Origin of the sequence: Agrobacterium vitis, assembly GCF_037039395.1 — a bacterium.
Lineage (GTDB): Bacteria > Pseudomonadota > Alphaproteobacteria > Rhizobiales > Rhizobiaceae > Allorhizobium > Allorhizobium vitis_E.
Window position 1 is genome coordinate 919454 of record NZ_CP146242.1, and the last position, 26185, is coordinate 945638.

General features: G+C 59.9%; 23 protein-coding genes, 1 tRNA gene and 2 pseudogenes. 16 read left to right on the plus strand and 10 right to left on the minus strand.

From position 1 onward, the window contains the following. Nucleotides 1-170: 170 nt before the first annotated feature. The 6 genes from V6582_RS06985 (at nucleotide 171) to lpxK (ending at nucleotide 6028) form a co-directional block, all read left to right on the plus strand. Entirely contained in the window at nucleotides 171-1517 is a 1347-nt protein-coding gene (locus V6582_RS06985; protein ID WP_156634592.1) for a TldD/PmbA family protein, read from the plus strand. A gap of 42 nt (nucleotides 1518-1559) precedes the next feature. After that, nucleotides 1560-2372: a 3'(2'),5'-bisphosphate nucleotidase CysQ gene (locus V6582_RS06990; RefSeq protein ID WP_156634593.1), complete on the plus strand. Its 813-nt coding sequence runs from the start codon at nucleotides 1560-1562 to the stop codon at nucleotides 2370-2372. A 113-nt stretch (nucleotides 2373-2485) separates the two neighbouring features. After that, nucleotides 2486-2722 carry a DUF4170 domain-containing protein gene (locus V6582_RS06995; protein ID WP_070151784.1) on the plus strand — a complete coding sequence of 79 codons (237 nt, stop codon included), beginning with the start codon at nucleotides 2486-2488 and terminating at the stop codon, nucleotides 2720-2722. 168 nt (nucleotides 2723-2890) lie between these two features. Further along, nucleotides 2891-4210, plus strand: a complete 1320-nt coding sequence (gene waaA, locus V6582_RS07000) for a lipid IV(A) 3-deoxy-D-manno-octulosonic acid transferase (RefSeq protein WP_156634594.1) — start codon at nucleotides 2891-2893, stop codon at nucleotides 4208-4210. Next, nucleotides 4207-4947, plus strand: coding sequence for an HAD family hydrolase (locus tag V6582_RS07005; RefSeq protein ID WP_156634595.1), 741 nt, complete (start codon nucleotides 4207-4209; stop codon nucleotides 4945-4947). The genes waaA and V6582_RS07005 overlap by 4 nt, the downstream gene beginning before the upstream one ends. Before the next feature lie 10 nt (nucleotides 4948-4957). Continuing rightward, entirely contained in the window at nucleotides 4958-6028 is a 1071-nt protein-coding gene (gene lpxK / locus V6582_RS07010; RefSeq protein WP_156634596.1) for a tetraacyldisaccharide 4'-kinase, read from the plus strand. A gap of 36 nt (nucleotides 6029-6064) precedes the next feature. On the opposite strand, the gene V6582_RS07015 is transcribed toward lpxK, so the two are convergent. After that, entirely contained in the window at nucleotides 6065-6295 is a 231-nt protein-coding gene (locus V6582_RS07015; protein ID WP_156634597.1) for a DUF2093 domain-containing protein, read from the minus strand. 116 nt (nucleotides 6296-6411) lie between these two features. Then, entirely contained in the window at nucleotides 6412-8265 is a 1854-nt protein-coding gene (gene mutL, locus V6582_RS07020; protein WP_156634598.1) for a DNA mismatch repair endonuclease MutL, read from the minus strand. A gap of 363 nt (nucleotides 8266-8628) precedes the next feature. On the opposite strand from mutL, the gene V6582_RS07025 reads away from it, so the two are divergent. Both V6582_RS07025 and V6582_RS07030 read left to right on the plus strand, forming a co-directional pair. Beyond that, nucleotides 8629-10293 carry a response regulator gene (locus V6582_RS07025; RefSeq protein WP_156634599.1) on the plus strand — a complete coding sequence of 555 codons (1665 nt, stop codon included), beginning with the start codon at nucleotides 8629-8631 and terminating at the stop codon, nucleotides 10291-10293. A 397-nt stretch (nucleotides 10294-10690) separates the two neighbouring features. Then, complete coding sequence (locus tag V6582_RS07030; protein WP_156634600.1) at nucleotides 10691-12058, plus strand: putative bifunctional diguanylate cyclase/phosphodiesterase; 1368 nt, start codon at nucleotides 10691-10693, stop codon at nucleotides 12056-12058. Here the strand turns inward: V6582_RS07030 and V6582_RS07035 are convergent. The 3 genes from V6582_RS07035 to V6582_RS07045 form a co-directional block, all read right to left on the minus strand. Continuing rightward, on the minus strand, nucleotides 12047-12469 hold the full coding sequence (locus V6582_RS07035) for a VOC family protein (RefSeq protein ID WP_156634601.1): 423 nt from the start codon (nucleotides 12467-12469) through the stop codon (nucleotides 12047-12049). The genes V6582_RS07030 and V6582_RS07035 overlap by 12 nt on opposite strands. A gap of 14 nt (nucleotides 12470-12483) precedes the next feature. Beyond that, a complete protein-coding gene (locus V6582_RS07040) occupies nucleotides 12484-13269 on the minus strand; it encodes an RlmE family RNA methyltransferase (protein ID WP_156634602.1) in 786 nt (261 codons plus the stop codon). Between the two features lie 133 nt (nucleotides 13270-13402). After that, the gene (locus V6582_RS07045; protein ID WP_420360232.1) at nucleotides 13403-14968 is read right to left on the minus strand and encodes a Ppx/GppA phosphatase family protein; all 1566 of its coding nucleotides are present in this window, start codon (nucleotides 14966-14968) and stop codon (nucleotides 13403-13405) included. Nucleotides 14969-15254: 286 nt separating this feature from the next. On the opposite strand from V6582_RS07045, the gene V6582_RS07050 reads away from it, so the two are divergent. From V6582_RS07050 to V6582_RS07060, 3 genes are all read left to right on the plus strand, one after another. Then, nucleotides 15255-15497, plus strand: coding sequence for a hypothetical protein (locus V6582_RS07050; protein ID WP_156634603.1), 243 nt, complete (start codon nucleotides 15255-15257; stop codon nucleotides 15495-15497). 33 nt (nucleotides 15498-15530) lie between these two features. Further along, a tRNA-Gln gene (locus tag V6582_RS07055) sits at nucleotides 15531-15604 on the plus strand. 145 nt (nucleotides 15605-15749) lie between these two features. Then, nucleotides 15750-15995, plus strand: coding sequence for a DUF6538 domain-containing protein (locus V6582_RS07060; protein WP_156634604.1), 246 nt, complete (start codon nucleotides 15750-15752; stop codon nucleotides 15993-15995). 26 nt (nucleotides 15996-16021) lie between these two features. On the opposite strand, the pseudogene V6582_RS07065 reads toward V6582_RS07060, so the two are convergent. Continuing rightward, nucleotides 16022-16884: pseudogene (locus V6582_RS07065) on the minus strand (IS3 family transposase); the annotation flags it as partial. A 75-nt stretch (nucleotides 16885-16959) separates the two neighbouring features. Between V6582_RS07065 and V6582_RS07070 the strand changes: the two are divergent. After that, complete coding sequence (locus tag V6582_RS07070) at nucleotides 16960-17988, plus strand: IS110 family transposase (RefSeq protein ID WP_060718548.1); 1029 nt, start codon at nucleotides 16960-16962, stop codon at nucleotides 17986-17988. Nucleotides 17989-18246: 258 nt separating this feature from the next. Here V6582_RS07070 and V6582_RS07075 read toward each other — a convergent pair. Beyond that, nucleotides 18247-18509, minus strand: a pseudogene (locus V6582_RS07075) (transposase); the annotation flags it as partial. A 91-nt stretch (nucleotides 18510-18600) separates the two neighbouring features. Continuing rightward, nucleotides 18601-23418 carry an AAA family ATPase gene (locus V6582_RS07080; protein ID WP_156631861.1) on the minus strand — a complete coding sequence of 1606 codons (4818 nt, stop codon included), beginning with the start codon at nucleotides 23416-23418 and terminating at the stop codon, nucleotides 18601-18603. A 431-nt stretch (nucleotides 23419-23849) separates the two neighbouring features. Here V6582_RS07080 and V6582_RS07085 point away from each other — a divergent pair, with 431 nt between their 5' ends. From V6582_RS07085 to V6582_RS07100, 4 genes are all read left to right on the plus strand, one after another. Continuing rightward, the gene (locus V6582_RS07085) at nucleotides 23850-24746 is read left to right on the plus strand and encodes an AraC family transcriptional regulator (protein ID WP_156631862.1); all 897 of its coding nucleotides are present in this window, start codon (nucleotides 23850-23852) and stop codon (nucleotides 24744-24746) included. A gap of 78 nt (nucleotides 24747-24824) precedes the next feature. Then, on the plus strand, nucleotides 24825-25067 hold the full coding sequence (locus tag V6582_RS07090; RefSeq protein WP_337739253.1) for a hypothetical protein: 243 nt from the start codon (nucleotides 24825-24827) through the stop codon (nucleotides 25065-25067). Further along, nucleotides 25010-25342, plus strand: a complete 333-nt coding sequence (locus V6582_RS07095; protein WP_337739254.1) for an isochorismatase family protein — start codon at nucleotides 25010-25012, stop codon at nucleotides 25340-25342. Before V6582_RS07090 ends, V6582_RS07095 begins: the two co-directional genes overlap by 58 nt. Further along, a complete protein-coding gene (locus V6582_RS07100; RefSeq protein ID WP_337739255.1) occupies nucleotides 25339-25521 on the plus strand; it encodes an MFS transporter in 183 nt (60 codons plus the stop codon). Before V6582_RS07095 ends, V6582_RS07100 begins: the two co-directional genes overlap by 4 nt. Here the strand turns inward: V6582_RS07100 and V6582_RS07105 are convergent. Together V6582_RS07105 and V6582_RS07110 are read right to left on the minus strand one after the other, a co-directional pair. Further along, nucleotides 25505-25681, minus strand: a complete 177-nt coding sequence (locus V6582_RS07105; protein WP_156631864.1) for a hypothetical protein — start codon at nucleotides 25679-25681, stop codon at nucleotides 25505-25507. The two genes, V6582_RS07100 and V6582_RS07105, sit on opposite strands and share 17 nt — an antisense overlap. A 63-nt stretch (nucleotides 25682-25744) precedes the next feature. After that, nucleotides 25745-26167, minus strand: coding sequence for a response regulator transcription factor (locus V6582_RS07110; protein WP_156631865.1), 423 nt, complete (start codon nucleotides 26165-26167; stop codon nucleotides 25745-25747). Nucleotides 26168-26185 lie beyond the last annotated feature (18 nt).

The window sequence follows — 26185 nt, forward strand, 5'->3', positions numbered from 1 at the left end:
TGATCTGCCCTTGATGCGGAAGGGAATGCAAACTATAGCGACCTCATCGCACCCTATCGAGTGCAAACAGGTCGCTATAGCACTTTATCCCTGCTGCATAATTTTCTCCTCAAACCGATTCCGGTTTACGGAATTATGCAGTAAATGGAAGTGACGAGAAAGGCCAAGCCATGTCATCTGAAAATTCTCCCGAACATCTTTTGTCGCGCGCCCACCAACTGGTCGATCTGGCCCGCAAGGCCGGAGCCGAGCGGGCTGACGCCGTCGTGGTGCGCTCCCGCGCCCATTCGGTCAGCGTGCGGCTGGGCAAGGTCGAACAGACCGAATCCTCGGAAAGCGACGATTTTTCGCTACGGGTGTTTATCGGCAACCGCGTCGCGTCCGTCTCGGCCAATCCGGGCTTTGACCTGACGGCGCTGGCCGAACGCGCCGTTGCCATGGCGAGGGTTTCGCCGGAAGACCCGTATACCGGCCTTGCCGATGAAGAGGATCTGGCCCGGACCTATCCGGATCTGCAACTTTACGACCCGACCGAAGTGTCGAGCGATGCGCTGCGCGATGCGGCCCTTGCCATGGAAGAGGCAGCTCTTGCCGTCAAAGGCGTCAGTAATTCGCTGGGAGCCAGTGCATCGGCGGGCATGGGCGGCTTGGTCCTCGTCACCTCGCACGGCTTTTCCGGCCACTACCAGGCCTCGCGCTTTTCCCGCTCGACCGGGGTAATCGCTGGCGAAGGCACGTCGATGGAGCGCGACCACGATTATGACAGCCGCCTCTATTTCGCCGAGCTGGACAGTCCTGAAGAGATTGGCAGGCGCGCAGGCGAGCGCACGGTGCGCCGGATCAATCCGCGCAAGGCCGATACCGCCAAGAACCTGACGGTTGTGCTTGATCCGCGCGTCGCACGCGGCTTTGTCGGCCATATCGCTGGCGCCATCAATGGTGCGGCGGTGGCCCGCAAAACGTCTTTCCTGCGTGACCGGATGGGCCAGCAGGTGCTGAAATCCGGCCTTGATATCACCGACGATCCGACCCGGGTGCGCGGCTCGTCCTCGCGTCCCTTCGATGGCGAAGGGGTGATGGGCAAGCCTCTGACGATGATCGAGGACGGCGTTTTGCGCCATTGGTTCCTGTCGACGTCGGCGGCGCGCGAACTGGGCTTGAAAACCAATGGCCGCGGCGCGCGCGGTGGCACCTCCGTCTCGCCCTCCTCCTCCAATCTGGCGCTGGAGCCGGGCGACATCACGCCGGAAGCGCTGATATCAGGTATTTCCAGTGGATTTTACATTACCGACATGATCGGCCATGGGGTTGACATGATCACCGGCGATTACAGCCGAGGGGCCTCCGGTTTCTGGATCGAGAATGGCGAACTGACCTATCCGGTGTCGGAAGTGACGATTGCTTCCAACCTGAAGCACATGTTCATGGCGATGACGCCAGCCAATGACATCGACCGCAAATTCGGCGTCGCGGCTCCGACCCTTGCCATCGAAGGCCTGACGATTGCAGGGAAATAACCACATCGACAAGGACCGTAAAGGGTGAGCAGCACAAGCCAAATGCCAGATCTTCAAGCCGATCTCGACCTCATTGCCGAGGCAGCGCGGCAGGCTGGCGAGGTGGCGCTTGCCTATTTCGGGGCCGACCCGGATGTCTGGTGGAAAAACGAGGGCCAATCACCGGTCAGCGCGGCGGATTATGCTGCCAACAGCCTGCTGGAAAAGCTCCTGCGCGGCGCACGCCCTTCTTATGGCTGGCTTTCGGAGGAAAATGACGACGATGAAAGCCGGCTAAGCCGCGACATCGTCTTCGTCATCGACCCGATCGATGGCACCCGCGCCTTCCTGGCCGGTGAAAAGACCTGGTGTGTGTCCGTCGCGGTCGTGCATCGTGGCCGCCCGGTGGCGGCCGCCCTGGTCGCCCCTGCGCTTGGCGAAACCTTTCTGGCGACCGCCGATGGGCAAGCAAGTTTGAACGGCAAAACGATCGCCGTTGCCAACCGCCTGCCCCATCAAAGCCTGCGGGTGGCGACGCCTGCCGAATTGCTCAAGGCCTTCAGGGACGGTGTGCGCGAGCGGCTGGAACGGGTCGCCCATATTCCTTCGCTCGCCTATCGGCTGGCGCTGGTGGCAGATGGGCGGATCGATGCGACGCTGGTGATGAAAAACTCCCATGACTGGGACCTGGCCGCTGCCGACCTCATTCTTGAACGGGCCGGCGGGGCGCTGACCGATATCCACGGCAAGCCGCTGCTCTACAACCGGCCGCAGGTGCGCCATGGCCATCTTCTGGCCGGATCGAACGCCGTCCTGCCGGAACTGCTGGCCGCCTTTTCGGCAGGACCGGAGACTGCATCGGACAAGGGCCGATAAGATGTAGAATGAACAACCCCATGCTGGGCATGGCAGGCGGGCGGCGGCGGTTGACCTTGCTGTAAAAATCAAGCAGATGACATCTGCGGGAGAATGATGATGGGAAAGATGAGATGACCGAGAAAAACGACAGGAAACAGCTTCTGCATCTGGTGTTCGGCGGAGAGCTGAGCAATCTGGCCGAGGTTCAATTCCGTAACCTTGAGGAATTGGACATCGTCGGGATCTTCCCTGATTATGCAACCGCACTTTCCGCATGGAAAAGCAAAGCGCAGCAGACAGTCGACAATGCCCATATGCGGTATTTCATTGTGCATATGCATCGCCTGCTGACCCCTGGCGAACAATAATACCAAGGCTCGAAGCGTCATCTTCCATGGCGCTTCGGATGAAGCGTAGACTTGACTGACATTTGGTGCCGCCCGCGGACCATGACGGTTTGCGGATAAAAACACGCCTGATTGACGGATCGCGGCCTCGCAGCCATGACCCTCTGGCGTATTTAGGGTTGGAGAAGGATGAGCGCATTGGCACGCATCGCACTGACCGCCTATCGCTGGGCAGGGATCGTCGCCTTTCCGTGTGCAGGATTGTTCCTGTCCATTCGCGCCGCCAAGGGCAAGGAAGATCGCTCCCGGCGGCTGGAACGGGTCGGCTATGCCGCCGCCAACCGGCCGCGCGGGCCGCTGGTCTGGGTTCATGCCGCCAGCGTCGGCGAGATGATGGCAGTGACGGCCCTGATGCGGGAACTGCGTCGCTGCGAGATCAATGTTCTCCTGACCACAGGCACGACGACCTCTGCCCAGATTGCCGGTGACCGTCTTCAGGACGGCGTCATCCACCAATATGTGCCAATCGATGCCCTGCCCGCCGTGCGCCGGTTTCTCGATTATTGGCAGCCGGACATGATGATCGGCGTGGAATCGGAGATCTGGCCGACCATGCTTCAAGACCTGCATGACCGGCAGATCCCGCAGATCCTGGTCAATGCCCGAATTTCCGACCGCTCCTTTGCCCGCTGGCAGCGCCATCCCAATGTGGCGTCCTCGCTATTTTCCAAGCTTGCCATGGTGGTGGCGCAATCGGAAGTCGATGCCGAACGGTTCCGCGATCTCGGCGCCTGGCCGGTCAGCGTCTCCGGCAATATCAAGGTAGACACGGACGCCCCACCCTGCGACAGCGATCTTTTGTCGAGCTATGAGCGACAGATTGGCCATCGCAAGACCTGGGCGGCAATTTCCACCGCCGAGGGCGAGGAAAAGATCGCCGCCATGGTCCACCGCGCCCTGAAAGCTCATATGGGCCAGCTCAGCATCGTTGTTCCGCGCCATCCGGAACGGGCCGATGCCATCGAGGCAATGATGATCGAGCAGGGGCTGACGGTTGCCCGCCGCAGCCGCAACGATCCGATCACGCCGCAGACCGATGTGTTTCTGGGCGATACAATTGGCGAAATGGGCCTTTATCTGCGGCTGACGGATATCGCCTTCGTCGGTCGCTCCATGATGAAGGAAGGCGGCGGCGGCAATCCGATGGAGCCTGCCGTGCTGGGCTGCGCGGTGCTGAGCGGCCCGCATGTGGAGAATTTCCGCGAAAGCTACCAGCGTCTGGTGCGCCATGGCGCCGCCCGCGTGGTGCGCGATGCCGAAACCCTGGCGAAGGCCGTGCATTTCCTGATGAACAACCACCTGGCACGCCATAAAATGTCCGATTCCGGCATGGAAGCCGTGCAGGACATGCGCGGCGCGCTGACGGCGACCATCAAGGCGATGGAACCCTACATCAATCCCTTGACCGTCAAGGCGCGCCTCGAACCGAAGACGGCAGCGGGCGAATGACAGGAAGCGGCATTGTGACCGATGATCTTGCCCGATCGGCCCCTGAAATTCGCGGCATCCTGTTCGACAAGGACGGCACGCTGCTGGATTACGACGCCAGCTGGGCGCCGGTGAACCAGCAACTGGCGCTGATGGCCGCCGATGGCGACCAGACGCTGGCCGATCAATTGCTCGGCGCCTGCGGCATGGACCCCGAAAGCGGCTATGTGGTTCCCGACAGTCTGTTGGCAGCGGGCAATGCCCGCGAGATCGCCGAGGGACTGGCCAAGGCGGGCTCACCCTTCGATGCCGATTATCTCACCGAAGCGCTGGATGCGATTTTCGCCAATGCCGCCGAGCTGTCCGTGCCGGTGACCGATCTTGGCGCGCTGTTTGCCAAGCTCAAGGCACGCGGCCTGAAGATCGGCATCGCTTCCTCTGACAATGAGCGCTCGATCCGCGCCATCGTCCAGCGGTTCGGGCTTGAGCCGCATGTGGATTTTATTGCGGGTTACGATAGCGGGTTCGGCTGCAAGCCGGAGCCAGGCATGGTGCATGGCTTTTGCCAGGCAACAGGCCTTGCTCCCGCCCATGTGGCAGTGGTCGGCGACAATAATCACGACCTGTTGATGGGCCGCAATGCCGGAGCCGGGCTTTCCATCGCCGTGCTGACCGGCACCGGATCACGCCTGACGCTGGAAGCGGGTAGCGATTTCTGCCTGAACGACATTACCGAACTTGAACAGGTCCTGGGTTGAGGGGCAGCCGATGAAGCTGCTTGCACCCTCTTTTTGGTGGCAAAAGACCGACTGGTGGAAAAAAGCCGGCTTTCCTGCCCTGGCGCTTTGGCCACTGTCTTTCCTCTATGGCCGAATTGCCGCCCGGCGCATGCGCGGGTCGTCAGCCTATGGTCCCGCGGTACCGGTGATCTGTATCGGCAATGTCACGCTTGGCGGCGCTGGCAAGACGCCAACGGCCCTGGCTCTGGCCAAGGCCGCCCTTGCCATGGGCCTGAAGCCCGGCTTTCTCAGCCGTGGCTATGGTGGATCGGTCCGCCGCCCGACTTTGGTCGATCCGGGCCACCACACCGCCAATGATGTCGGCGACGAACCGCTGCTCCTGGCCTCGGTGGCGCCGACAGTGGTTGCAGCGCGCCGCCGCGAAGGGGCCAGGGAACTGGAGCGCCAAGGCATCGACCTGATCATCATGGATGACGGATTTCAAAGCGCACAGATCCGCATTGACTGCGCCGTGGTGGTGACCGACAGTTACAAAGGCGACGGCAACGGTTTCGTCTTTCCCGCCGGGCCATTGCGGGCGCCGCTGGCAATCCAGTTTCAAAAGCTGGACATGCTGCTGGTGGTCGGCAAGGGCGATGCCGCCATTCCGCTGGTGCGGCGGGCCGCACGCATGGGCAAGCCGGTATTGACCGCGCAGCTTCAACCCCTGCCCGGCCCAAACCTCAGGGGTCAGCGCCTGCTGGCCTATGCAGGCATTGCCGATCCGGAAAAATTCTACCGCACCCTGCGTGAAATGGGTGGAGACATCGTCGTGGCCAGAGGGTTTGGCGATCACCAGCCCTTGTCCGCTGCGGCAATTGCCGAGCTGATCGAAGAGGCTGAGGCCAACGATCTTCTGCTAGTGACGACCGCCAAGGATCAGGCCCGGCTACGGGGTTCAAGTCGGGGGCGTGCAAGTCTGCGTAGCGCGCGACAAGACCGGGCAGAGGAACTGCTGGCCAAATCCAGCGTGATTGAGATCGAGATGATCTTTGATGACCCGGCTGTGCCAGCACGGGTGATCGACCAGGCGCGGGATCGGTTTCGCAGGTCTCGGTAGCGCAAGCCGCATTGCCCGCGCACCGGGTCGGGCCGCTTACCGCTTCTGGTTTGGCAGGTTGCCGGTGCGCTTTTCCGCTTCGAGCGAGGCCGCCGCATCGACATAGGCTTCCTGGCGGTCGACGCTCCAGTATTTCAGCTCATCGATGGTGATCGGCCGGCCGGTGATGGCGCAGACCACGTAGGAGCCGGGAAAGGTAATCTGGAAATCCGCATCCAGATATTTCACCGTGGCCTCGCGATTTCCACGGCTTTCGAAGCGATTCATGGAGTGGTCCTAACTCTCTTCTTGTTCTTGTCGTTTTGTACTGCTTGCCGTTGCGTGCCAAACCGGCAGTAGCATGCCGCCTATAAATGCACACAAACTGCCCTTGCAATCAACCTTCAACTGCGACCGAACAGCCGCTCGATATCCGACAGTTTCAGCTCAATATAAGTTGGACGCCCGTGATTGCATTGGCCGGAACCGGGCGTTTCCTCCATTTTTCGCAGCAGCGCATTCATTTCCTCGACCCGCAGCAGCCGACCGGAGCGCACCGACCCGTGGCAGGCCATGGTGGCGGCCACATGCTCCAGCCGGGCAAACAGGCTGCCCGCCGTTTCCCATTCGGCAATTTCATCGGCCAATTGCCGGACAAGTCCCGGCACATCCACTTCGCCCAGCATGGCAGGCGTTTCGCGCACCGCAATCGCTCCCGGCCCGAACCGCTCGATAGCAAGGCCCAGCCGGTCGAGGTTTTCGGCATGATCCATCAGCCGGTCGCAGTCTTCTTCCGGCAGGCCGATGATTTCGGGAATGAGCAGGCCCTGGCTGGGCAATCTGCGACCCGATAGCGCCTTGCGCATATCCTCAAACACCAGACGCTCATGGGCGGCATGCTGATCGACGATCACCAGGCCGTCCTGCGTCTGGGCGACGATATAATTGGCGTGAACCTGCGCCCGCGCCGCGCCAAGGCGAAACGAGCCACTTTCCATCGCCATCGCCACCGGCTCGGAGATCTGCGAGGGCGAGACATGCCCATCCGCCCGAGCCGCCGGCAGCGCCAGACCGTCAAACCGGTTCTGACCACCATCAAGCGGCCTATGGGGGGATGTATCGACGCTCCATGAAGAAGGCTGCGGCGGGCGTGCATGATAGGTTGGCGTATAGGTGTTACCCGCAGCCCCATTCGTACCCTCGGAAAAACCACCGTCCGAGCCAGGGCGAAAGGCCCGCAGCATGGCCCCGGCCCCTGCCGTCGATGACCGGTCGCCTTCGCGCGCCAAGGCCTGACGGATCGCCCCGACGATCAGGCCACGCACCAGGCCGGGATCACGAAACCGCACATCCGACTTGGCCGGATGGACATTGACATCCACCAGAGCCGAATCGACCGTCAGCGCCAGCACTGCCACCGGATAGCGGCCATGCGGCACGGTTTCGGCATAGGCGCCGCGAATGGCCGACAGGATCAGCTTGTCCTGCACCGGACGGCCATTGACGAAGGCATATTGATGGGCGGAATTGCCACGGTTGAAAGTCGGCACACCAGCAAAGCCGCCCAGATGCACGTCCTCTCGCTCAGCGTCGAGCGCAATGGCATTATCCCGGAAATCGGGGCCGAGAACCTGGGCAATTCGGGCGAGATGATCGTCGCCGGTCGATGGCAATTCCAGGGTCGAGCGGTCGGAGCCGGACAGGACAAAACGGATCTTCGGAAAGGCGATGGCCATGCGCTTGACCATTTCGGTAATCGCAGCGGCCTCAGCCCTTTCGGTTTTCAGAAATTTCAGCCGGGCTGGCGTGGCGAAAAACAGGTCACGCACCTCAACAACCGTGCCGGGATTGCCGGGTGCGGGGCGCACCTCTCCAACCTTGCCGCCTTCCACCGCGATCTGAAAAGCACTGGCGCTGTCTGCTCTGCGGCTGGCAATGGTCAGGCGCGCTACCGAGCCGATGGAGGGCAGCGCCTCGCCGCGAAAGCCGAGGCTCTTGATGTCCATCAACGAATCATTGAGCTTGGAGGTGCAATGACGGCGAACCGCCAGCGCCAGATCCTGCCCATCCATACCGCACCCATTGTCGGTGATGCGCAACAGGGCCTTGCCGCCACCCGCCGTGGCGATCTCAATGCGGCTTGCCCCGGCATCGATGGCGTTTTCGATCAATTCCTTGGCGGCACTGGCGGGGCGCTCGATCACTTCACCAGCGGCGATCTGGTTGATCAAGGTTTCCGAAAGCTGTTTGATGCTCATACGCTTATTGTCGCCAATTGTCGGCCAAGAAGAAAGCCCGGCAAGGGCGCAATTCACCGCGATCTTTCCCTAACTCTCGCCCCTGTCATTAAGGGGGCATTAATCGAATACCAATAGGCTTAATTCAACTTTAATCGTTTTTGATCGCGGTCGCCGAAGAAAACCCGTTGCTCCGGTTGGCGTGACCCACTCCTGCACTGTTTGGTATCATCGCGGCACGACGAAAACGCAAAAAAGCTCTATAGGCTGCATGTTTCTACCGGGAGTCGATTCCGATCCGGCTGGCCATGCAGTAAACATAGGTTGGTAGGATAATGCGGCCGATGCTTATCTTGAACGAGATGCAACGCCTTGGAGGCGAAGATGCATAAGCAACCGGGCGACAGGCAGGCAACGGACCGGACCTGGGCAAGCGCCCTGGTTCTGGAACATAGCCTTCTCGATGCCGTCTGCGATGCGCAGGGCAGCGCGCTTCTGGTTGTCGATAGCGACGATATTATCGTCTATGCAAGCCCGCAATTGTTGAACTTCTTCGAAATTCCGGAATTCTATCTGCAAGCGGGCACCAGGCTCCGGGACTGCCTGGGCGCGATTTACGATCACTGCATCCGCGCCATCCTGTCCCCCAACCCACCGTCAAGAGAAGAATGGCTGGCCGAGCGGGTTGCCTCTCACTGGCGCGAACGTTTCGAAACACTCGATAGAACCGTCAAGAAGCGCACAGTGCGCCAGCTCAATCGGCGGCTTGCCAATGGCTTTGGCATTTGTTCAATTTCCGATATTACCGAACAGAAAAAGCGCGAAGAACAATGGCGCACCGATCTGGAACGGGTCGAAGTAACGGAAAATATTCTCGACAGCCTGCCGCAACCGGTCATGGTCTGGGATCGCCAGCATATCATTGTTGGCATCAATAAGGCGTTCGCCGCCATGATGGGGGTAAGTGAAGACGCCATTCTGGGTCGCCCTGCCGCAGACCTGCTTGAAAGCCGCTTCCTCGCCAGTTTGCAACAGGCTGAGCAGCAGCTCGGTGTTCGCGAGCGTTTCATCCGGATTGCCGATCCCGCTTCGTCGCAAGCCTCACCCGCAGCTTATATCAACCGGATCGGCAAGATCGACCGCAGCTTTTGCGTAGTGACCTTTGCAAGCGTCGACGGCGCCGCCCATCTGCTCCGCCCAACGATCCGGGCAGAAAGCAGAAATGCATCAAGCCTCGCAGCCCACATCAACTCACCCCTATCTCCGCCGCAAAAGCAGCCGCAACCGGCAACCGAGCCTCAACGAGAAGACAGCCTGCGGCAACGTGTGTTGATTGCCAGCAGCGATCCGATTTTCCTCGCAAATGCCGTGGGCGCATTGCCGCAAGAGGCAAGCGATCGCTGCATCGTTCATAGCCTTTACGAATTGCGCGCCGTCATTGAGCTCGCCAGATCGATGGCCATGTCCATTGACCTGATCATTACCGACAGAGCCATGTCCGTCAGCCGGGAGCAGCTTGCACTCGATGATACAACGCGAACCCTCGTCGCTGACCGCAACAGCGTCGCAGCGCGCCTGACCCAGCATCTACAGCCACGGGCTGCGGCGTCTGCGCAGACGGCGCATCACCCGGCAGGCATCGTCCGCGCGCCAAAGAAGACAGTAGAAATCCTTGTTGTCGAAGACAATGAGGTCAACCAGATCGTGTTTTCGCAAATCCTCGAAGGACTTGGACGCAGCTACAAGCTGGCGGTCAACGGTGCGGATGCCTTAGCGATCTGGCAGGCTGAACGTCCCGCCATCGTGCTGATGGATATTTCGCTACCGGATATCAATGGCATGGATCTCTGCCGCCTGATGCGGCAAAGGCAACGGGCCGGAGATCCCCGCACGGCCATTATCGGTGTACTGGTGCCAGCCTTCGACCACGACCGGGGACGGTGCCTGGACGCGGGCATGGACGATGTCATCGTCAAGCCGCTCAGCCCCGACATGATCGAACAGCTTCTGGATCGTCATCTCGAGACAAGCCATCACGCAACGGCATGATGGCTTGATCTGGCGTGTGGCTCTGAAACTGACAAATCTCCTCGTCCAAAATCGAGGTCGCCGGAGAGAAACAGCCAATATCCACTGTTCGGCCCCAGTTCATACCACGCCGGACACCATGGACAGCGCCTTGCATTTTATAAAATGCAAAAATAATACTGGAACGCCCCATATTCGCTGCATAATTGCGTAAACTTCAACCCGGTTTCCCGAAAAGACAAACGGCATCAAGGATCACGCCGGTTTTTCCGCTTCAATGTGAACCTGACGGCCCGCCAGGGGTATGCAGTAAATCACGGGTAAAAATCCACAGTGCCGGCTGGCCAAACGATAGAATTTTATTAATTTTTAATGCGCATGGTAGTCCTGTGAAGTGTGACTTTTTTTGGGATAATGAATGGGTGCGGCCAACACCATAGTGCCAGACATCGATCAGGGAGAGGCCAAGGCTTTTACCGATCCGCTGACGGGGCTTGGCAATCGCCACAGACTGCAGGAGAGAATCCGCAGCCTATCGGCGGAGCGTGCCGCCGATCCCGCACCATTTACCGTGGCTTTGGTCAATCTGGATGGTTTCAAGCCGATCAACGACCTGTTCGGGTCGCTGGCGGGCGATGAAATCCTGTGCCAGGTCGCACATCGCCTCAAGGCCTGCATTCCCGATGGCGCCATTGTCACCCGTCACGATGGCGACGAGTTTGCCGTGGTCCTGCCGCTGATTTTCGAACAGATCAGCGCCGAGCGGATCGGCAATCTGATTAAGGACGTGCTATCGGCGCCCTATGACCTCGGCGACCGCAATGTCCGGCTTTCAGCCTCACTGGGCTTTGCAATCTTTCCCTTTGCCGGAGACGATGTCGACACGCTGATGAAGAGCGCCGAAACGGCGCTTTATCGCTCGAAACGGCGCGGACGCGGCCAGATAACCATCTATTCACGAGAAATTGCCCAGGAAATGCGCCGCTCCACCCAGTTGGAGCAAGCCCTGCGCAATGCGATCATCAACGATGCCGTCGATACGCATTTCCAGCCGATCGTCTCGCTTGCCGATGGCAAGGTTCTGGGCTTCGAGGCGCTGGCCCGCTGGATCGACCCCGATCTCGGCTTCGTCTCGCCAGCAATCTTCGTGCCGCTGGCCGAGGACCGGGGCTTTATCGATACGCTGTCGGAAACCCTGCTGCGCAAGGCTGCGGAAGCGGCGCTGACCTGGCCGCGAGAACTGTTCTTGTCCTTCAACCTTTCCTCGGTGCAATTGACGGACTCCGGCACGGCCTCCCGCACGCTGTCCATCGTCAACAGCGTCGGCCTTGATCCGTCGCGGCTGGAACTGGAAATTACCGAGACCGCGGTGATGAGTTCCGCCGACATGGCCGGGCGGATCATTGCCGAACTGCGTGCGGCAGGCGTGCGCATCTCGCTTGACGATTTCGGCACCGGCCAATCCAGCCTTGGACGCTTAAGGGAATTCACCTTCGACAAGGTCAAGATCGATCGGGCCTTCGTCTCGGCGATCACCACCGACACCACTTCCGAACATATCGTCCGGGCGATCATTACCATGTGCGAAGGTCTGAAGCTGCAAGTGGTGGCAGAAGGCATCGAAACTCTCAGTGAAGCCACCCGGCTCCTGGCCTTGGGCTGCACCATGGGCCAGGGCTATTATTTTGGCAGGCCCGCCGATGCGATGGCAACACTGCGCTATCTGTCACGCCAATATTCCGACTTCGCCGCTCGCAGGCAGACGGGGCCATTTTCAGGCTATTGAGTCGATGGGATTATAATCAGCCGCCAATTCCTCTGGCCGCTCGCAGACCGCCGATAATTTATTGCCATCGGGATCACGGACATAACAGGCATAGAAATGCGCATGAAAAGGCCGCAGACCCGGCGCACCTTCATCTGAACCGCCATTAGCCAATGCTGCCGCGTAAAAAGCCTCGACATCCGACCGGCTACCAGCATTGAGCGTCACCATGGAACCATTGCCGAAGCTGGCGGCCTTGCCATCATAAGGGCTTACGAGCCAGAACCGGCATCGTACATCTGAAGACGCGCCATAGCCGATTTCGTCTTCTTCCGTCACCCGGCGGATGAAGCCAAGCGCGCCGAGGCAGGCATCGTAAAACCGTCCGGATCGCTCCAGGTCGTTGGAGCCGAGCGTGATATAGAGGAGCATGGACCCGTTCTCGCTCAATCCTGATCCTCGTCAGCCGTGGCATCCTCGCGCGGATCATACGGCATGGGACCATCGTCTTCCACTTCATGACCCAGCGCATTGCCGGAGCGCCTGCCTTTGAAGCCCTTGGCGAGCAGGAACATTTCAACCGATTCCTGACGTGATGACGCCGGCTTGATATGGATGACCTGCTTGAAATTCTGCTTGAGCATGTTGAGCAGGTCTTTTTCCGTACCGCCCTGGAAGGTTTTCGCCAGGAAATGCCCGCCTTCGGCCAGCACTTCCACAGCGAAATAGGCAGCCACTTCGCAGAGATGCATGGTGCGAATATGATCGGTCTTCTGGTGGCCGGTGGTGGGTGCCGCCATATCGGAAATCACCACATCCGGCACACCGCCGACCGCTTCCATCAACAGGGCGGGCGCCTCCGGATCGAGAAAGTCGAGTTGCAGGATCTTCACGCCCGGCAATTGCGTCATTTCCAGGAAGTCGATGGCCGCGACCCGGATATCCTCATCGGTGGAACCGGTGACATTGGCGGCAATCTGCGACCAGCTGCCCGGTGCCGCCCCCAGATCGATAATACGTCGGGCGCCTTTGAGAATATTGTGCTTCTCATCGATCTCCAGCAGCTTGAACGCTGCGCGCGCGCGGTAGCCCTCCAGCTTGGCCCGCTGCACATAGGGATCGTTGATATGCCGCTCCAGCCAGCGCCGCGAAGACGCCTTCAGCTTGCCCTTCTTGACCTTCTGGCCCAGTTTTCGTCCGGTGCGGTTGCCGCCGACAGGTGGTTTGGTCATGCTTGCTGCTCAACTCCTGACAGCGCCCTGTGCAAATCCTGCACGCCGGTTCGCTGTAAAACTCTTTTGTGCCCTATGGGATCGTGCAGAAAATTGGAACCCGCACCATCCCATAGGTTTTGTTTGTTTCCGTTTACAAATGCGGGCCACGGTCCCGGCTGCCCGGCGGGCGGCGGCCGCGATTGCGCCGCCAGACCCCGTCATCGGCCATCATGTCGGTCAACAGCCCTTCCCTCAAGCCCCGATCCGCCACCCGCATGCGGCTGGAGGGCCAACGCCTGCGGATTGCTTCCAGAATGGCGCAGCCAGCCAGAACCAGATCCGCCCGGTCCGGGCCGATACAGGGATTGGCGGCGCGGCTCTGGTAATCCCAGGAAAGCAGCTTGGCCTGCATGGCCGAGACCTCGTCATCGCTCAGCCATAGCCCATCCACCCGGCGACGGTCATAGCGCGGCAGATCGAGATGTACGCCAGCCAGTGTCGTCACCGTGCCGGACGTGCCGATCAGGTGGAAATCGACATCGGCAGCAGAATGGCCAAGCGCCTCGACCGAGGGGCAATCGAACTGATCGAGCATGCCCGCCACTTCGGTAATCATCGCTTCGAAAACCGTGGGCGAAACATCGCGCCCACCATGGCGCTCCGACAGCGTGACCACGCCGACCGGCAGCGACGTCCAGTGAGTGATGTGATTGGCGAGACGGCTGGAGCGATTATCCCCGATGCGGATCACCGCGATTTCCGAGGACCCGCCACCGATATCAAACAGCACGACCGAACGGGTTTCGCGTCCGACCAGCGAGGAGCAACCGGACACCGCCAGCCGCGCCTCCGTCTCGCGGTTGATGATTTCCAGCTCAAGCCCGGTCTCCGCCCGCACCCGCTCCAGAAATGCCTCGCCATTCTCCGCAGCCCGGCAGGCCTCCGTGGCGATCAGCCGCTTGCCGCGCAGCTCCACCCCATGCAGTTTGGAGGCGCAAACCTTCAAGGCCTCGATGGCGCGGTCCATCGCCTCCTGCGAGAGCCGCCCCGTTGCAGCCAGCCCCTCGCCCAGACGCACGATGCGCGAAAAGGCATCCACCACCCGGAATTGGCCGGGCCGAGTTGGCTGGGCAATCAGCAACCGGCAATTATTGGTGCCGAGATCAAGCGCCGCGTAGAAATCAACGGGATGGTCGTCGGAAGGCCCATGGCTGGAATGATGACCATGATGCTGTCCGTGATGCGGATGATGGCCCTGTCCTCCCTGGCCCTGTCCACCTTGACCGTGCCCACCATGTCCATGTCCGCCATGGCGGCTTCGGCCATGCTGGGCCTCGCCGGAGGCCGCACCCGGCTTCTGACCCGCGACGGCTGGTGGGCAATAGCTTGCAGAGGCAGGCTTGGCTTCCACGCTGCGGCCAGGCTGCAAGGGACGCACCTGGGCGTTCTGCCGGCCCCGGTTCTTGCGTCGCTTCCGGGGGGATTTTTTGGCAGCACCGCCGGTTTCGCCAGCAAGCGCATTTCCCTGAATATGGGATTCTTTGGTATGAGGCCCCTGCGGATTAGTCCGTTGAATGTTGGATAAGCTCACCTCGCGGGGCGCATACCCGGCAGAGCCTTGATCACGATGATGGTGTTCTGCCTGCCGTTCAGCCGGGGCCGCTGTGCCTTGCGTTTCCACGCCCTGATGCGGAGCAGCATGGCCCTGCCCCGGCAAGGTGTTGCCACGGCCTTTCCTGCGACGCTTACGCTTTCGGCCCGGCGCCTGCTGGGCTGCCTGCTGATCTTGTTGTATGGGACGTCGATCCGGCTCGGCCAAAGCCGTCCGGTCCTGCGTCACGGGGTTAGCTGGCGGCCCGGATTTCCGGCCTTTCCGCTTACCCCTACCGCGTCTCGAAGGCTTACCCTCGGTACGGTTTGACGTTGACGCCCCGTTTTCTGGCGGAAATCCGCCATTGCCAGGGTCTACCACTGATGTCTTCCATAGCGCCGCGCAAAGTCTGATGGGAAAACCTGAGAGGAAAGTCCGTTTCAGATATGCCGCTGGCGATCATTTGATTTTCGTTGGTAAAATTGTAGCAGGCCCGGCAAGCTTCTCCAAACGCTTTTTAAACCCCACCCTCTCCGATCAAAGAAGGCCGAAACCAACGCCACCCAAGGGGCGAAACCGCTACAAAACCGATTTGTTTGAACAGGTTCACTTTTTTGCAAAAAGACAGTTGCAATCAACCAGCTTTTGTTTATAAGCCGCATCCATCAGACGGCAACGCCGCCCCTGCTGGGGAATAGTTCAACGGTAGAACGACGGACTCTGACTCCGTTAATCTTGGTTCGAATCCAGGTTCCCCAGCCAATTCTCCCTAAAAGCCCTTAATTCCTTGATTTTCAAGTCGTGCCGGATATCGTTTTGGCATCATAGGCGACCTGGTGCCCAAAGGTGATGCCCAGCCGAATTCGGCGCGGGCGAACCTTCAGGCTTGATACAGGGTCTGTTCGTCATGGCTGTGCGCCACGAGGTTGAGAACCTCATCCGCCGCGGAAACATCTTCTACTGGCGCCCCCGGGTTCCGGCCGCTTTCACTCAATGCCAGCCCGGCAGCCGGCTTTCACTTAGCCTTCATTGTTCCGACCATAAAAAGGCTCAGATCATTGGCCGAAAGCTCAATACGCGGCTGGCCGAATTGAAGACGCATTCGAAGGAATGCGATGTCCAAGCAGCAGCTCCAGAAACAGTGGACTTGTAACGGATTTGTGCCGGTCACCTATCTCACTATGCCACCTTTGCTTCGAAAGCGATGGGGCTGATGCCGCCCAGATATGAATGGCGCCTACGTGGATTGTAGAAGCCGTTGATGTACTGGAAGATGGCGGTTTCTGCGTGCCGTCTGGTTGGCCAAGTCTGACGCCAGAGCACCTCTGCCTTCAGGCTTTTGAAGAAGGTCTCGACCGCAGCATTATCATAGCAGTTGCCCTTGCCTGACATCGATGGCCGCACGCCGTGGACCTGCAGCTTTTTCTGGAAGTCGTAGGAGCAATATTGGCTGCCGCGATTGGAATGGAAAATACATCCTTTGGGTGGCTGACGCAGGTTTATGCCATTTCCAAGGCTCGGATCGCCAGGTCCTTCTTCATCCGGTCGCTGACAGCCCAACCAACCACGCGCCGACTGAACAGATCGATGACGACCGCAAGGTAGAGCCAGCCCTCAGTGGTCCAGATATAGCTGATGTCGCCAGCCCATTTCTGGTTAGGCGCAGCAGCCAGAAAATCCCCGTCCAGCAGATTGGGAGCAACGCCAAGGTGGTGCTGGCTATCGGTGGTGACCTTGTGGCGGCGTGTGCGAATAGGCCGTATCCCATTGATCTTCATCAACCGTCCCACACGACGCTCGCTCACTTCAAGCCCCACCTCTTTGAGCTCCATGGTCATCCGAGGCCTGCCATAGGTGCCACGGCTCAAGGTATATTGCTCGCGGATGTGCGCCAGCAGCTTCAGATCTGTGCGAACACGCTGGCAGGTGGGGCGCGACGCCCAGGCCCGATAGCCGCGCGTGGACACCTGCAAGACGCGGCATAGTCCTTCGACAGGCCAGCGATCGCGGTGCTCATGAGCGAAGGCAAATCTCACGATTTTTGATGATGTGGACACCCCCACCACTACCGCCGAGAATATCGGCAGGGACCAATCAAACGTTGGAAAGGAAACGGGATGTCCAGGCTGACAATCGGAATCGACCTTGCAAAGAATGTCTTCCAGGTTCACGGCATTGATGACAGCAGTCGTGTCGTGATCGCTCAGAAACTCCGGCGCACACACCTTCTTGCATTCTTTGCCAAGCTGGAGCCGAGTCTGATCGGCATGGAGGCGTGCGGCTCCGCGCATCACTGGGCTCGCGAACTGACAGGCATGGGCCATGAGGTCAAGCTGATGGCGCCGGCTTATGTGAAGCCGTACGTGAAGCGGGGGAAGAACGACATGGTGGATGCCGAGGCGATCTGCGAGGCTGTGACCCGGCCGACCATGCGGTTCGTTCCAATCAAAACCGCGTCGCAGCAGTCGATCCTGATGGTGCACAAGTCGCGTGCTCTCCTCATCCGGCAGAGGACCATGCTGGTGAACGCCTTACGAGGCCATCTCACCGAGATCGGCATCGTGGCGCCGGTCGGGATCGAAAGAACGGCAGAGCTCGTCGAGCGGGTGCTCGCACACGAGCCGACAGAGCTGGACGTTCCGCCGCTCGTGACTGACATTGTCGTATCCTTGGCCAGGCAAATCGACTCCCTGACCGCCGAGGTCAGGACACTTGAAGCCAAGATACGCGAATGGCAACGAACGAGCGAAGCAGGCCGCAGGCTTGCGACGATCCCGGGCGTCGGCGTCATCACTGCCACAGCACTGGCGGCGACGGTGCCTGATGCGTCAGTCTTCAGGTCGGGGCGAGAATTTGCCGCATGGCTCGGGCTGACGCCACGATCGAATTCGTCTGGAGGAAAAGAGCGCCTCGGCAGGATCACGAAGGCCGGGAACCGATATCTGCGAACGCTGCTGATCGTCGGCGCGACAGCCGTCCTCAGGCATGTCAGGCATAAGATGCACGGGCCGCTCATCGAGTGGGTCAGGAAATTGTTGTTAACGAAGCCCCCGCGCCTGACGACCGTGGCGCTGGCGAACAAGATGGCGCGGATCGCATGGGCCGTGATGACTCGGCAGACGGTATACACAAACGCCATCGCATAGAAACCGACGCACCAGCGTCACCGAGTTCGGAGGGCCTGCCAGACGATCGTGATGAATACCGGTTCCGCCGGGGATCAGGACAACCCGTTCGCGAGACTGCATCTGCAGAATGCGCTTTTTTGATTGGGACCATGATCCGCGGATTTCATCAAGGCCCGCGGCCGTTCGGCCGATCATCAGAGAGGCCGGACATATGCGAGCAGCCAGCCGGGTTCAAAAAGATCAGAAGAAAGGCTTGACCGAGGGGGTGTCCACATATGGCTCGCGAAGAACTGCGTAGCTTTTTTTAGAATGTCCCTCTCCTCCTTGAGGATACGGTTTTCCAGGCGCAGCCGCTCATTCTCACGGGCCAGATCGGCCTGTGGCTCCGTTACCAGATCTGTCGGGCGATAGTGAGAAATCCACTTGCCAAGCGTCGACTTGGCCTCACCCAAATCCGCTGCAATCCGTTCCCGTGACAGCCCGATGGTCAGCGCAATCCGAACAGCCTCTCGCTTAAAATCTTCAGTATGTTTCATCATCTCGCTGGTCTCATGATCCAAGCTTAAAACGATCAGGTCACCGGCACAATTCCGTTACAAGTCCAAGGCTTAGCCGATTGCAAAACTGATGTCAGACGGCAGTTTGCCGGTGAATCGGCAGCAAAAATGCAAACGTTGTTCCAACGCTCTCCCCGGTAACGCTTAGCACGCCCTCATGAGCGTCGATGATCGACTTGCAGATCGCCAGGCCCATGCCCATGCCCGTAGCCTTGGTCGTAAACATGGGCTCGAAGATCTGTGATGCGATCTCCGGAGATATTCCACTGCCGAAGTCTCGCACCGTCACCACGATCTCGACTTCGGTCCGTGTCGAGACAATCTCGATCTTGCGGCTTTGGGCAGGAAGATCGTTCATCGCCTCCATACCGTTGTGTACGAGATTCAACACCACCTGCTTGAGCTGAGTCGCATCGCCAAGCACTGTGGCTCCCGCAGCAGACAGTTCGAGGAGGACGTCGGTACCATGGCGCTCGACCTCGGATCTTGCGATGCGCAAAACCTCCAGAATGACTTCATTGACGTCAACGACCTGCTCGACCTTCGGGGCCTGCTTCGAGAGCGCCCGCAAAGCGCGGATGATCTCATGGGCGCGCGAGACGCTGGTCTCGATTTCGGTCAGGACGCTCAGCGTTTCCGCGATGTCCGGTTCGGCGCGGCTAAGCCAGCGAAGGCCGGCACCTGCGTTTGTCGCAATGGCAGACAAGGGTTGGCCGAGCTCGTGCGTGACGGACGCGGCGATACCACCGAGGAGGGTCAGACGCGCGTTCTTTTCGAGTTCAGCTCTGGCGCCTGCAAGCGCCTGCTCACTGCGGGAGCGCAGTTCGTTTTCCTGCAGCAACTTGGTATAAAGCCTGGCGTTTTCCAGCGAAATTGCCGCCTGTGAGGCGAGAAGCTTGAGCAGGGCAACAGTATCAGAAGCGAAGACGCCTTCAAGATAGTCGTTCTGGAGGCAGAGCAGACCAGTCAGTTCGCCACGGCGAAGCAGCGGCACGCAGAGGATGGAGCGGCCGGTCGCGGATACCTTGTCGGCGGCCCAGGCTCCGAAGTCGGACCCGGAGATGACGAAGGGGGTGCGGGTCTGCAGCGCCCGGTCAATCACCGAATAGGGTGGGCTGATGCCATAACGATCCGGATCGAGGGTGCTGACGCGAACGCTGTCGCCTTCAGTCCAAGCGGAAGCCTCCGCCTCCAACCTGCCATCGGAGATCTTGAGCAGCAGCCCGCGATTGGCGCCTGCATGAATGAGCAATCGTGTCATCAAAGTTTCGATGACCCGGTCGAGGACGATCTCCTCCGACAGCGCGAGCGAGGTTCCGAGCACGGTTTCCAGTTCGCCGGTTGCAGAGGCGAGCCCGAGCGTTGGAGAGGGCGGCCGCGCATTGTCGGGCGCACGTGTGGCTAGAAGGGTTTTTGCCTTGCTGATCGCGCCCCAGCGTTCATAGGCCTCGGCCGCAAACGTCAGGTAGGCACTGGCACTGATACGATTGCCCATTTCTACACAGCAGACCGAAGCGCGTTCAAGGGCGAGCGCATGCTCATGCTCGAAGCGTGACGAACTGGCCGCGGTTGCCGCCTTCTCATAGAGGGTCAGGGCGCCAGCATAGTTCTTTTCAAGACGGGCGATCTCTGCTTCAAGCAGCAGCAACTTATTGTTGAAGTTCAATGGATTGAGCTCTGCCCAATAGGCGAAGCGATTGCGAAGCTCGTCCAACCGGGCGCGGTCGCCAGATCCGGTTACCAGATCTCTGCCGCGGGCTGCGATAGCGAGACCAAGGAAAAACTTGCAGTAGGCGGTGTCGATGTGGGCAAGAAGAAAGGGGGTGAGGGCATCGGCCATCATAAGCTTCTCGACCGCGGCGTCATAAGCGCCGTTGAAATAGAGCAAGGTGCCTTCGTAATAAGTCACCCAGAAGGTCGTTGTGGGCGAAACAATCGGCGGGATTTCCGACTTTGGACCTGTTTCAGATCCAGGTTGGCCCGTGCCTTCGGCGAGATCGACGACCAACCGAAGTTGCGCCGCGAGGATGTGCTCAATGTCGGTATAGCCAAAGCGCCGGGTGACAAGGATCGAGTCTTCGGCCTCCCGTCGAATGTTGGGTATCTCGTCGCCCATGACAATGAGATCCGACACGAGATGGTTTCGCGCATAGCACACCCAGCCAACGTCGCCGGCGGTATGGGCGGCATGGATCGCTTCACGCACCAGTTCCAGAGCGTAGGGCATGGATTGGGTCCAGGGCGCGATCTGATCGACCCCCACCAGCACGGAGGTGCGAAGGTGTTCGAACCCGTACTTATCCACCAGCGCCCGGGCCGCGAGGCCGAAGCTCAGGCCATCGTGATAGGCACCGTATTTGTCGGCAATAATTACGCCGAACCAGCCGAGACCATAGGTCGACTCCGGGCAGGCACCGTGCTCCAGCGTCAGCTCAACCATCTTCGCCAAATGAAGAAAGCGGAGGCCGTCTGTGGTGAACACAGAGGAAATCAGTGGTGCGAGCAGCGACATGGCCGCCCGAATTTTCGGATCCTCCATGGTGGGAAGATGTTCGAGATCTGAAATCTGCCTGCCTGCGAGCCGTCGCCGGATGTCGCGATAGGCCTGGTCCTGTTCCTCTTCGCTTGACCCGCGTGCCAGTTTGACGCCGAGTTCGTCGAGACCCAGCAGCGACTCGTCTATGGCGCCGTCATAGTCGGATTTCAGCGTCAGCAAGTTGGCGCGAAGCCGGAAGACAGCGCTTCTGTCCAGGGCCGATCGCGCATACTGGAGGAGATCCTTCAGCCTGGCCTCTGCGGCTTCGAGCGACGCTGCGCCCAACAGCGCCTCACACAGTAGGGTATGCGCACTGAACGATAGCGCATAGTGGTCTGCCCAAAGGTCGTCCTGGACCAAGCTGACTGCAGTCTCTCCGTAACGGACCGCCTGACTGAAGGCCGCAGAGCGCCTTGCATGCACAAGCGCTGCCAGAAGGGCTTCAATAAACAGCTTTCGCTTCTCAATCGGCAGATGTTCGGCCCGACATTGCTCAATCTGATTGGCGATTGCGAAGGCTGCAGCGTTCGTTCCGCAGTCCCATAAAGACATCATCACGTCGACCAGATGGAGGTGGCGCCCGCGCCTTGTCGGCCCGTCCATAAGCCAATAGGCCGCCTCCTGAATACGGTCATGGGCGAAACTCAGTCTTGTCGGCGACAGCAAGACGAAGCCGGAGCGCGCCAGCGGTGCAGCAAGCTGCAGGAGGCTGTCTTCCGATTGGCCCAGAGCGCTGGCGAGAACTGACTTTTCCGCTTCGGGACCGATGCAGGCCATTGTCTGCAAGAGACGAAGTGCCTCCTGCCCCTCCTTTTCCAGGCGGGCTGTCACGAAGGAAATGATGTTTTCGCTCGCCGGGTAGCGAGCCACGTCTTCGACCCTGCACAGCCACGCTTGTTCGCCGGGGGAGAAATAGACGACACCATCCTGTACCAGTGCCTGCAGCAGTCTTCGCAGATAGAAGGGGTTCCCCCCTGTCTTTTCCTGAAGCGTCGCGGCCAGATCCAGAAGGCCCTGCGGTGCATCTGAGAAAATCGCCTCGAGCATCTGGCGTGTGGACTGCAGAGACAGCGGATGCAGGTAAAGCTCGGCCAGTTCCGCCATGGAGACACGTGCATCCGCCATGAGTCGGTCTGAAAGGGCCTGCGCCTCTCCCGACTGATCGCGCCGGGCGACGATCAGGAGAAGTCCCGTGACCGGCTCGCTCACCAAGACCGAGAGGAAGGAGCGAGTGGCTTCGTCGGCCCATTGCACGTCGTCGAGAAAGAGGATCAAGGGGCTAAGCGTCGTTGCCGCGACCGACAGGACCGTGCGCAATGCCCGCTGCAACCGGAGCTGGACCATGGGGCCAGACACCTCGATCCGGGTGGCCTGAGGTCCGGTCAGGACTTCCATTGAAGGCAGGAGGTCAAGCAGCAGCGGCGCGTTACCCTGCAGCTCGCGGGCCAGCGCCTTGCGAAGGGATGCAAGGGTCGAATGGTCGGCTCGCATCGCCTCATCGATGAAGGCGCTGATCGCCTGCACGACCGGGCCGTAGGGGACTTCAGACTGATGCTGGTCACTCTTGCCCTGAATGAACAGGGCCTTTTCGGCTGCCTCCTTGCCGAGGCTGTGAATGAGGCTCGACTTTCCAACGCCGGGCTGGCCATGCACCGATATCATCGACGGCTTGCCGTGATCCAGAAAGCCCTCCAGCACGTCGGCGAGGATCTCTTCCTCTTCCCCACGACCGAAAAGCGCAGAGGTCCCGAGCTGAGCGAAGGGCGTATCGACGCGACCGATTTCGAAGTCGGTGATGGAGCGTTTCTCGCGCCATTCCTGCTCGCAGCGCGCAAGATCGACCTCCAGCGCGAGGGCAGTCTGGTAACGCGCGGCAGGCTCCTTCGCGAGCAGACGCTTGAGGATCTGCCCAATCACCGCCGGCAGGCCAGCCAAGATGCTGGTTGCATTCATCGGTTCAAGTGCAAGATGGGCATGGCGCCATTCGACCGGAGAGTTGGCCGCCAGCGGAAAGATCCCGGTTAGATGCCTGAAGAGGATCATGCCAAGTGCGTAAAGGTCGCTTCGACTGTCGGAGTGTGGGGCGACATGCCTCAATTGCTCCGGTGCGCGATAGACGATCTCATCGATCACGCCGATCGTCTGCGCTGAGGTCGTTATGGGCAGTGTCCTCAGACGGAGGCCGCCATGGCGATCGATCGCAAAGTCTATCGGATGCAAGGATCCAAGAGGAGCACAATCGACATGGGCTGCCGAAAGCGCCCGGACCATGGAAAGAGCCAAGGGTAGAAAGTCGTCCAGAGGCGCTGGCGAAGGCGATAGCAATTTCAGGATGATGCTCACGGTGTCGAACACCAGAACGTGATGCTCGGGTTCCTCAACAATTGCGACAGGTCAGTCGAGCCAGGCGTCGGCATTCGGGTGGCGACGCAAGTGCGGGTCGATCTGTTGCGATCGCGATCCTTCGCGCGCGCGCGGGAGGATGAGCGCGTCCCACACGCCATCACCCTGTGACAAATGACAGAGGCTGGCACCCACGGACTGCCAGACAAGTGTTTGGTTACTGGCTCGAAGCCATGCTTGATCGAACATTCCGCTGTCTCTGGCTAACTGCAGCATGGTCTTTACCCGAAGATGCACCTTACTCCGGAATAGCACTGAAGCCGAGTGCTGTCTTTGCCGCACGTGCTGTCATTCGGGCCGAACTTGCTGCGAATGCGAATTCTCGGCATTGCAGACGACCTATCGGACTTTTATGATGAATGCTTATAGAGAGGCCAAGGGGCATGTCGTCACTCCACGACCATGGTATATTCAAATTCCCTCAGGCGGGTGTCATCAACTCTTCTGCGGGCCGGCGGTGGCAAAACCTGGGTGCGGAAGTGCGTGCGCATCCGGCTTGCGAACTGCCCGCCATCTGCAGCACCCAGATGGAGATCACGCTCGCGCTCCAGGGAACGCCCTCCGGCATCGTTCATCGTCGCGGTGACGGGCGATTTCAGTCGACCGCGGTCCGCAGCGGCACCCTCTGGTTCTGCCCTATCGGGGTCCAGGAAGACTGCATCCGCATAACCGAGCCTCTGCCCGAGATCCTGCATCTCTATCTCCCCGAGCATCAGTTTGACTCGATCGGCGAATTGACATCACGGCCTGTGGTTTCAGGCAACATCGCCTACCTCGCTGAAGTGCCCGATGAATTCGTTCGGCAATTGTGTTTCCGAGTCCTACAAGAGATGCGATACGAAACGGCAGCCGGAGACCTGCTTGTCGAGCAACTGTCCATGGCGCTCGCACTCCATCTTCTCTCAAGCTACTCGGGAAACAGCATCACAACACCGCCGACCGAGGTGAACGGCGCCCTGAGCCCAGCCAGGCGCAACCGGGTTATCGACTATGTCGAGGAGAACCTGGAAGATGATTTGACCGTTGCAGAGCTCGCCGAGGTGGCATGCCTCAGCCGCTATCATTTTGCCCGGTCGTTCAAGGCGGCGCTCGGACAGTCGCCATCGGATTATGTGGCCACTCGTCGGCTTGCTCACGGACAAAAGCTTCTCGATGACCCTAGGCTATTGCTTTCGGAGGTCGCCTTCCGTTGCCGTTTTTCCTCGCAGGCTGCTTTCGGGCGCGCGTTCCGACGACACACAGGGATGTCTCCCGGTGACTATCGTCGACACCGGGTGTGAACGCCCTGCCTTCATCGCGTGCAAAACAGTGAAACGTCCAAATCGGCTGTATAACCGACAAGAGACTGACGGTGCCGGATGGCATTGGCTCCTCGTCGTTGCTTCTCCATGACCGACTTCCAGTCCCAGATGGCATTTGCCACCAAGAGCATCAATGCCGTGAACCTGCGCACCAATGCAGCGCTGGTCGCCAATGCCGTGAAGGCCTTCAACGTCTCGACGATCCTGACCACCGTTGCAGAAAAGAGCTTTTCCGGTCCGATGTGCGACGAGATCACAGCACCTTTCCCGGTCAGCCGATGCTCGACCGCACGTCGATGAACACATGGGAAGACGCGGCCGTGATTGCAGACGTCAACCGCATCGCCAAGAGGCGGATCGTGCTTTGCGGCCTTTGGACGAGTGTGTGCATCGTCGGCCCTGCCCTTACGGCGATAGACCAGGGTTTCGAGGTCTGTGTGATTGCCGATGCCTGTGGCGACGTCAGCACGGAAGCGTATGACCGCGCCATGGAACGCATGGTGCAGGCCGGCGCAAGCATATTCTCGATCGGCGGGAACTTACGATCGCCATCGAGGCGGAGTTGGTCGCGGTGAGCTTCGTTCTAGGACTGCTCGTCTGGCACGGGCTTCTCACCGTAGAGATCCTCCTTGGCCTGACGCTCGCCTGTGGTAAGGCTGCCGCCAATGCCGGGCCGACTTGGCCGGCCATACTCCCCGATCCCGTTCCAAGAGCGCAACTGCGCAACGCAGTGGCGCTCACCTCTGAGGCGTGAGCGAGGGTGCAGCCGCGCCGGAAGAGATGTCGAATAGTTTTTCGTTGAATCCTGGGCGGCGCATCTGCGCCAGCATGAAAGCGCTTCCCATGCGAATGCCTAGCACCACGGCAAGCTCCTCAGCCACCATCATGGCATAGACCGTCCCGTGGTGCGGCATTTAATGGCCATTTCGGCAAAGTCGTAAGATATACGGCGGGCCGACGCCTAGCTGGCTGACCGGTTAAGCCTGCGGCTGCATGCTAATGGCCCGTTCTATGCAGGCGATCAGTGCTTCCGCTTGATAGGGCTTCTGCAGGACGCAGACCGGCGCATCGATGTTCGCACACACCGGCGTCTCGGGAAAGGCCGTGATGAAGATCATCGGCACGGGATCCTTGCACTCCCTCAGGAAAGCATAGAGCTCGACACCACTCATACCGGGCATCTGCACGTCCGAGACGAGACAGGCCGAGCGACCATTATTCTGCGATTGAAGAAAATCTTCGGCGGAAGAATAGGTCGCAACGTCGAAACCGCAGGATCTCAAAAGGCTGCTGGTGGCACGCAGAACCTCGACTTCGTCGTCGATTACGGAAATGAGCCTGGGAGCATGCACCTTGATCTGCCAATCTCCGGTCGGGGACCGGGTTCGTCTGCATGCCATGATAGCGGAATTTCACAA

What these genes read in the sequence shown, in the direction of transcription:
- V6582_RS06995 (WP_070151784.1), top strand. Translation starts at nt 2,486, where the DNA reads ATGACCGAGAAAAACGACAGGAAACAGCTTCTGCATCTGGTGTTCGGC.
- V6582_RS07090 (WP_337739253.1), top strand. Translation starts at nt 24,825, where the DNA reads ATGGCATTGGCTCCTCGTCGTTGCTTCTCCATGACCGACTTCCAGTCC.
- waaA (WP_156634594.1), top strand. Translation starts at nt 2,891, where the DNA reads ATGAGCGCATTGGCACGCATCGCACTGACCGCCTATCGCTGGGCAGGG.
- V6582_RS06990 (WP_156634593.1), top strand. Translation starts at nt 1,560, where the DNA reads ATGCCAGATCTTCAAGCCGATCTCGACCTCATTGCCGAGGCAGCGCGG.
- V6582_RS07110 (WP_156631865.1), bottom strand. Translation starts at nt 26,167, where the DNA reads ATGGCATGCAGACGAACCCGGTCCCCGACCGGAGATTGGCAGATCAAG.
- V6582_RS07005 (WP_156634595.1), top strand. Translation starts at nt 4,207, where the DNA reads ATGACAGGAAGCGGCATTGTGACCGATGATCTTGCCCGATCGGCCCCT.
- V6582_RS07105 (WP_156631864.1), bottom strand. Translation starts at nt 25,681, where the DNA reads ATGCCGCACCACGGGACGGTCTATGCCATGATGGTGGCTGAGGAGCTT.
- V6582_RS07060 (WP_156634604.1), top strand. Translation starts at nt 15,750, where the DNA reads ATGGCTGTGCGCCACGAGGTTGAGAACCTCATCCGCCGCGGAAACATC.
- lpxK (WP_156634596.1), top strand. Translation starts at nt 4,958, where the DNA reads ATGAAGCTGCTTGCACCCTCTTTTTGGTGGCAAAAGACCGACTGGTGG.
- V6582_RS07015 (WP_156634597.1), bottom strand. Translation starts at nt 6,295, where the DNA reads ATGAATCGCTTCGAAAGCCGTGGAAATCGCGAGGCCACGGTGAAATAT.
- mutL (WP_156634598.1), bottom strand. Translation starts at nt 8,265, where the DNA reads ATGAGCATCAAACAGCTTTCGGAAACCTTGATCAACCAGATCGCCGCT.
- V6582_RS07050 (WP_156634603.1), top strand. Translation starts at nt 15,255, where the DNA reads ATGGGAAAACCTGAGAGGAAAGTCCGTTTCAGATATGCCGCTGGCGAT.
- V6582_RS07030 (WP_156634600.1), top strand. Translation starts at nt 10,691, where the DNA reads ATGGGTGCGGCCAACACCATAGTGCCAGACATCGATCAGGGAGAGGCC.
- V6582_RS07040 (WP_156634602.1), bottom strand. Translation starts at nt 13,269, where the DNA reads ATGACCAAACCACCTGTCGGCGGCAACCGCACCGGACGAAAACTGGGC.
- V6582_RS07025 (WP_156634599.1), top strand. Translation starts at nt 8,629, where the DNA reads ATGCATAAGCAACCGGGCGACAGGCAGGCAACGGACCGGACCTGGGCA.
- V6582_RS07070 (WP_060718548.1), top strand. Translation starts at nt 16,960, where the DNA reads ATGTCCAGGCTGACAATCGGAATCGACCTTGCAAAGAATGTCTTCCAG.
- V6582_RS06985 (WP_156634592.1), top strand. Translation starts at nt 171, where the DNA reads ATGTCATCTGAAAATTCTCCCGAACATCTTTTGTCGCGCGCCCACCAA.
- V6582_RS07035 (WP_156634601.1), bottom strand. Translation starts at nt 12,469, where the DNA reads ATGCTCCTCTATATCACGCTCGGCTCCAACGACCTGGAGCGATCCGGA.
- V6582_RS07085 (WP_156631862.1), top strand. Translation starts at nt 23,850, where the DNA reads ATGTCGTCACTCCACGACCATGGTATATTCAAATTCCCTCAGGCGGGT.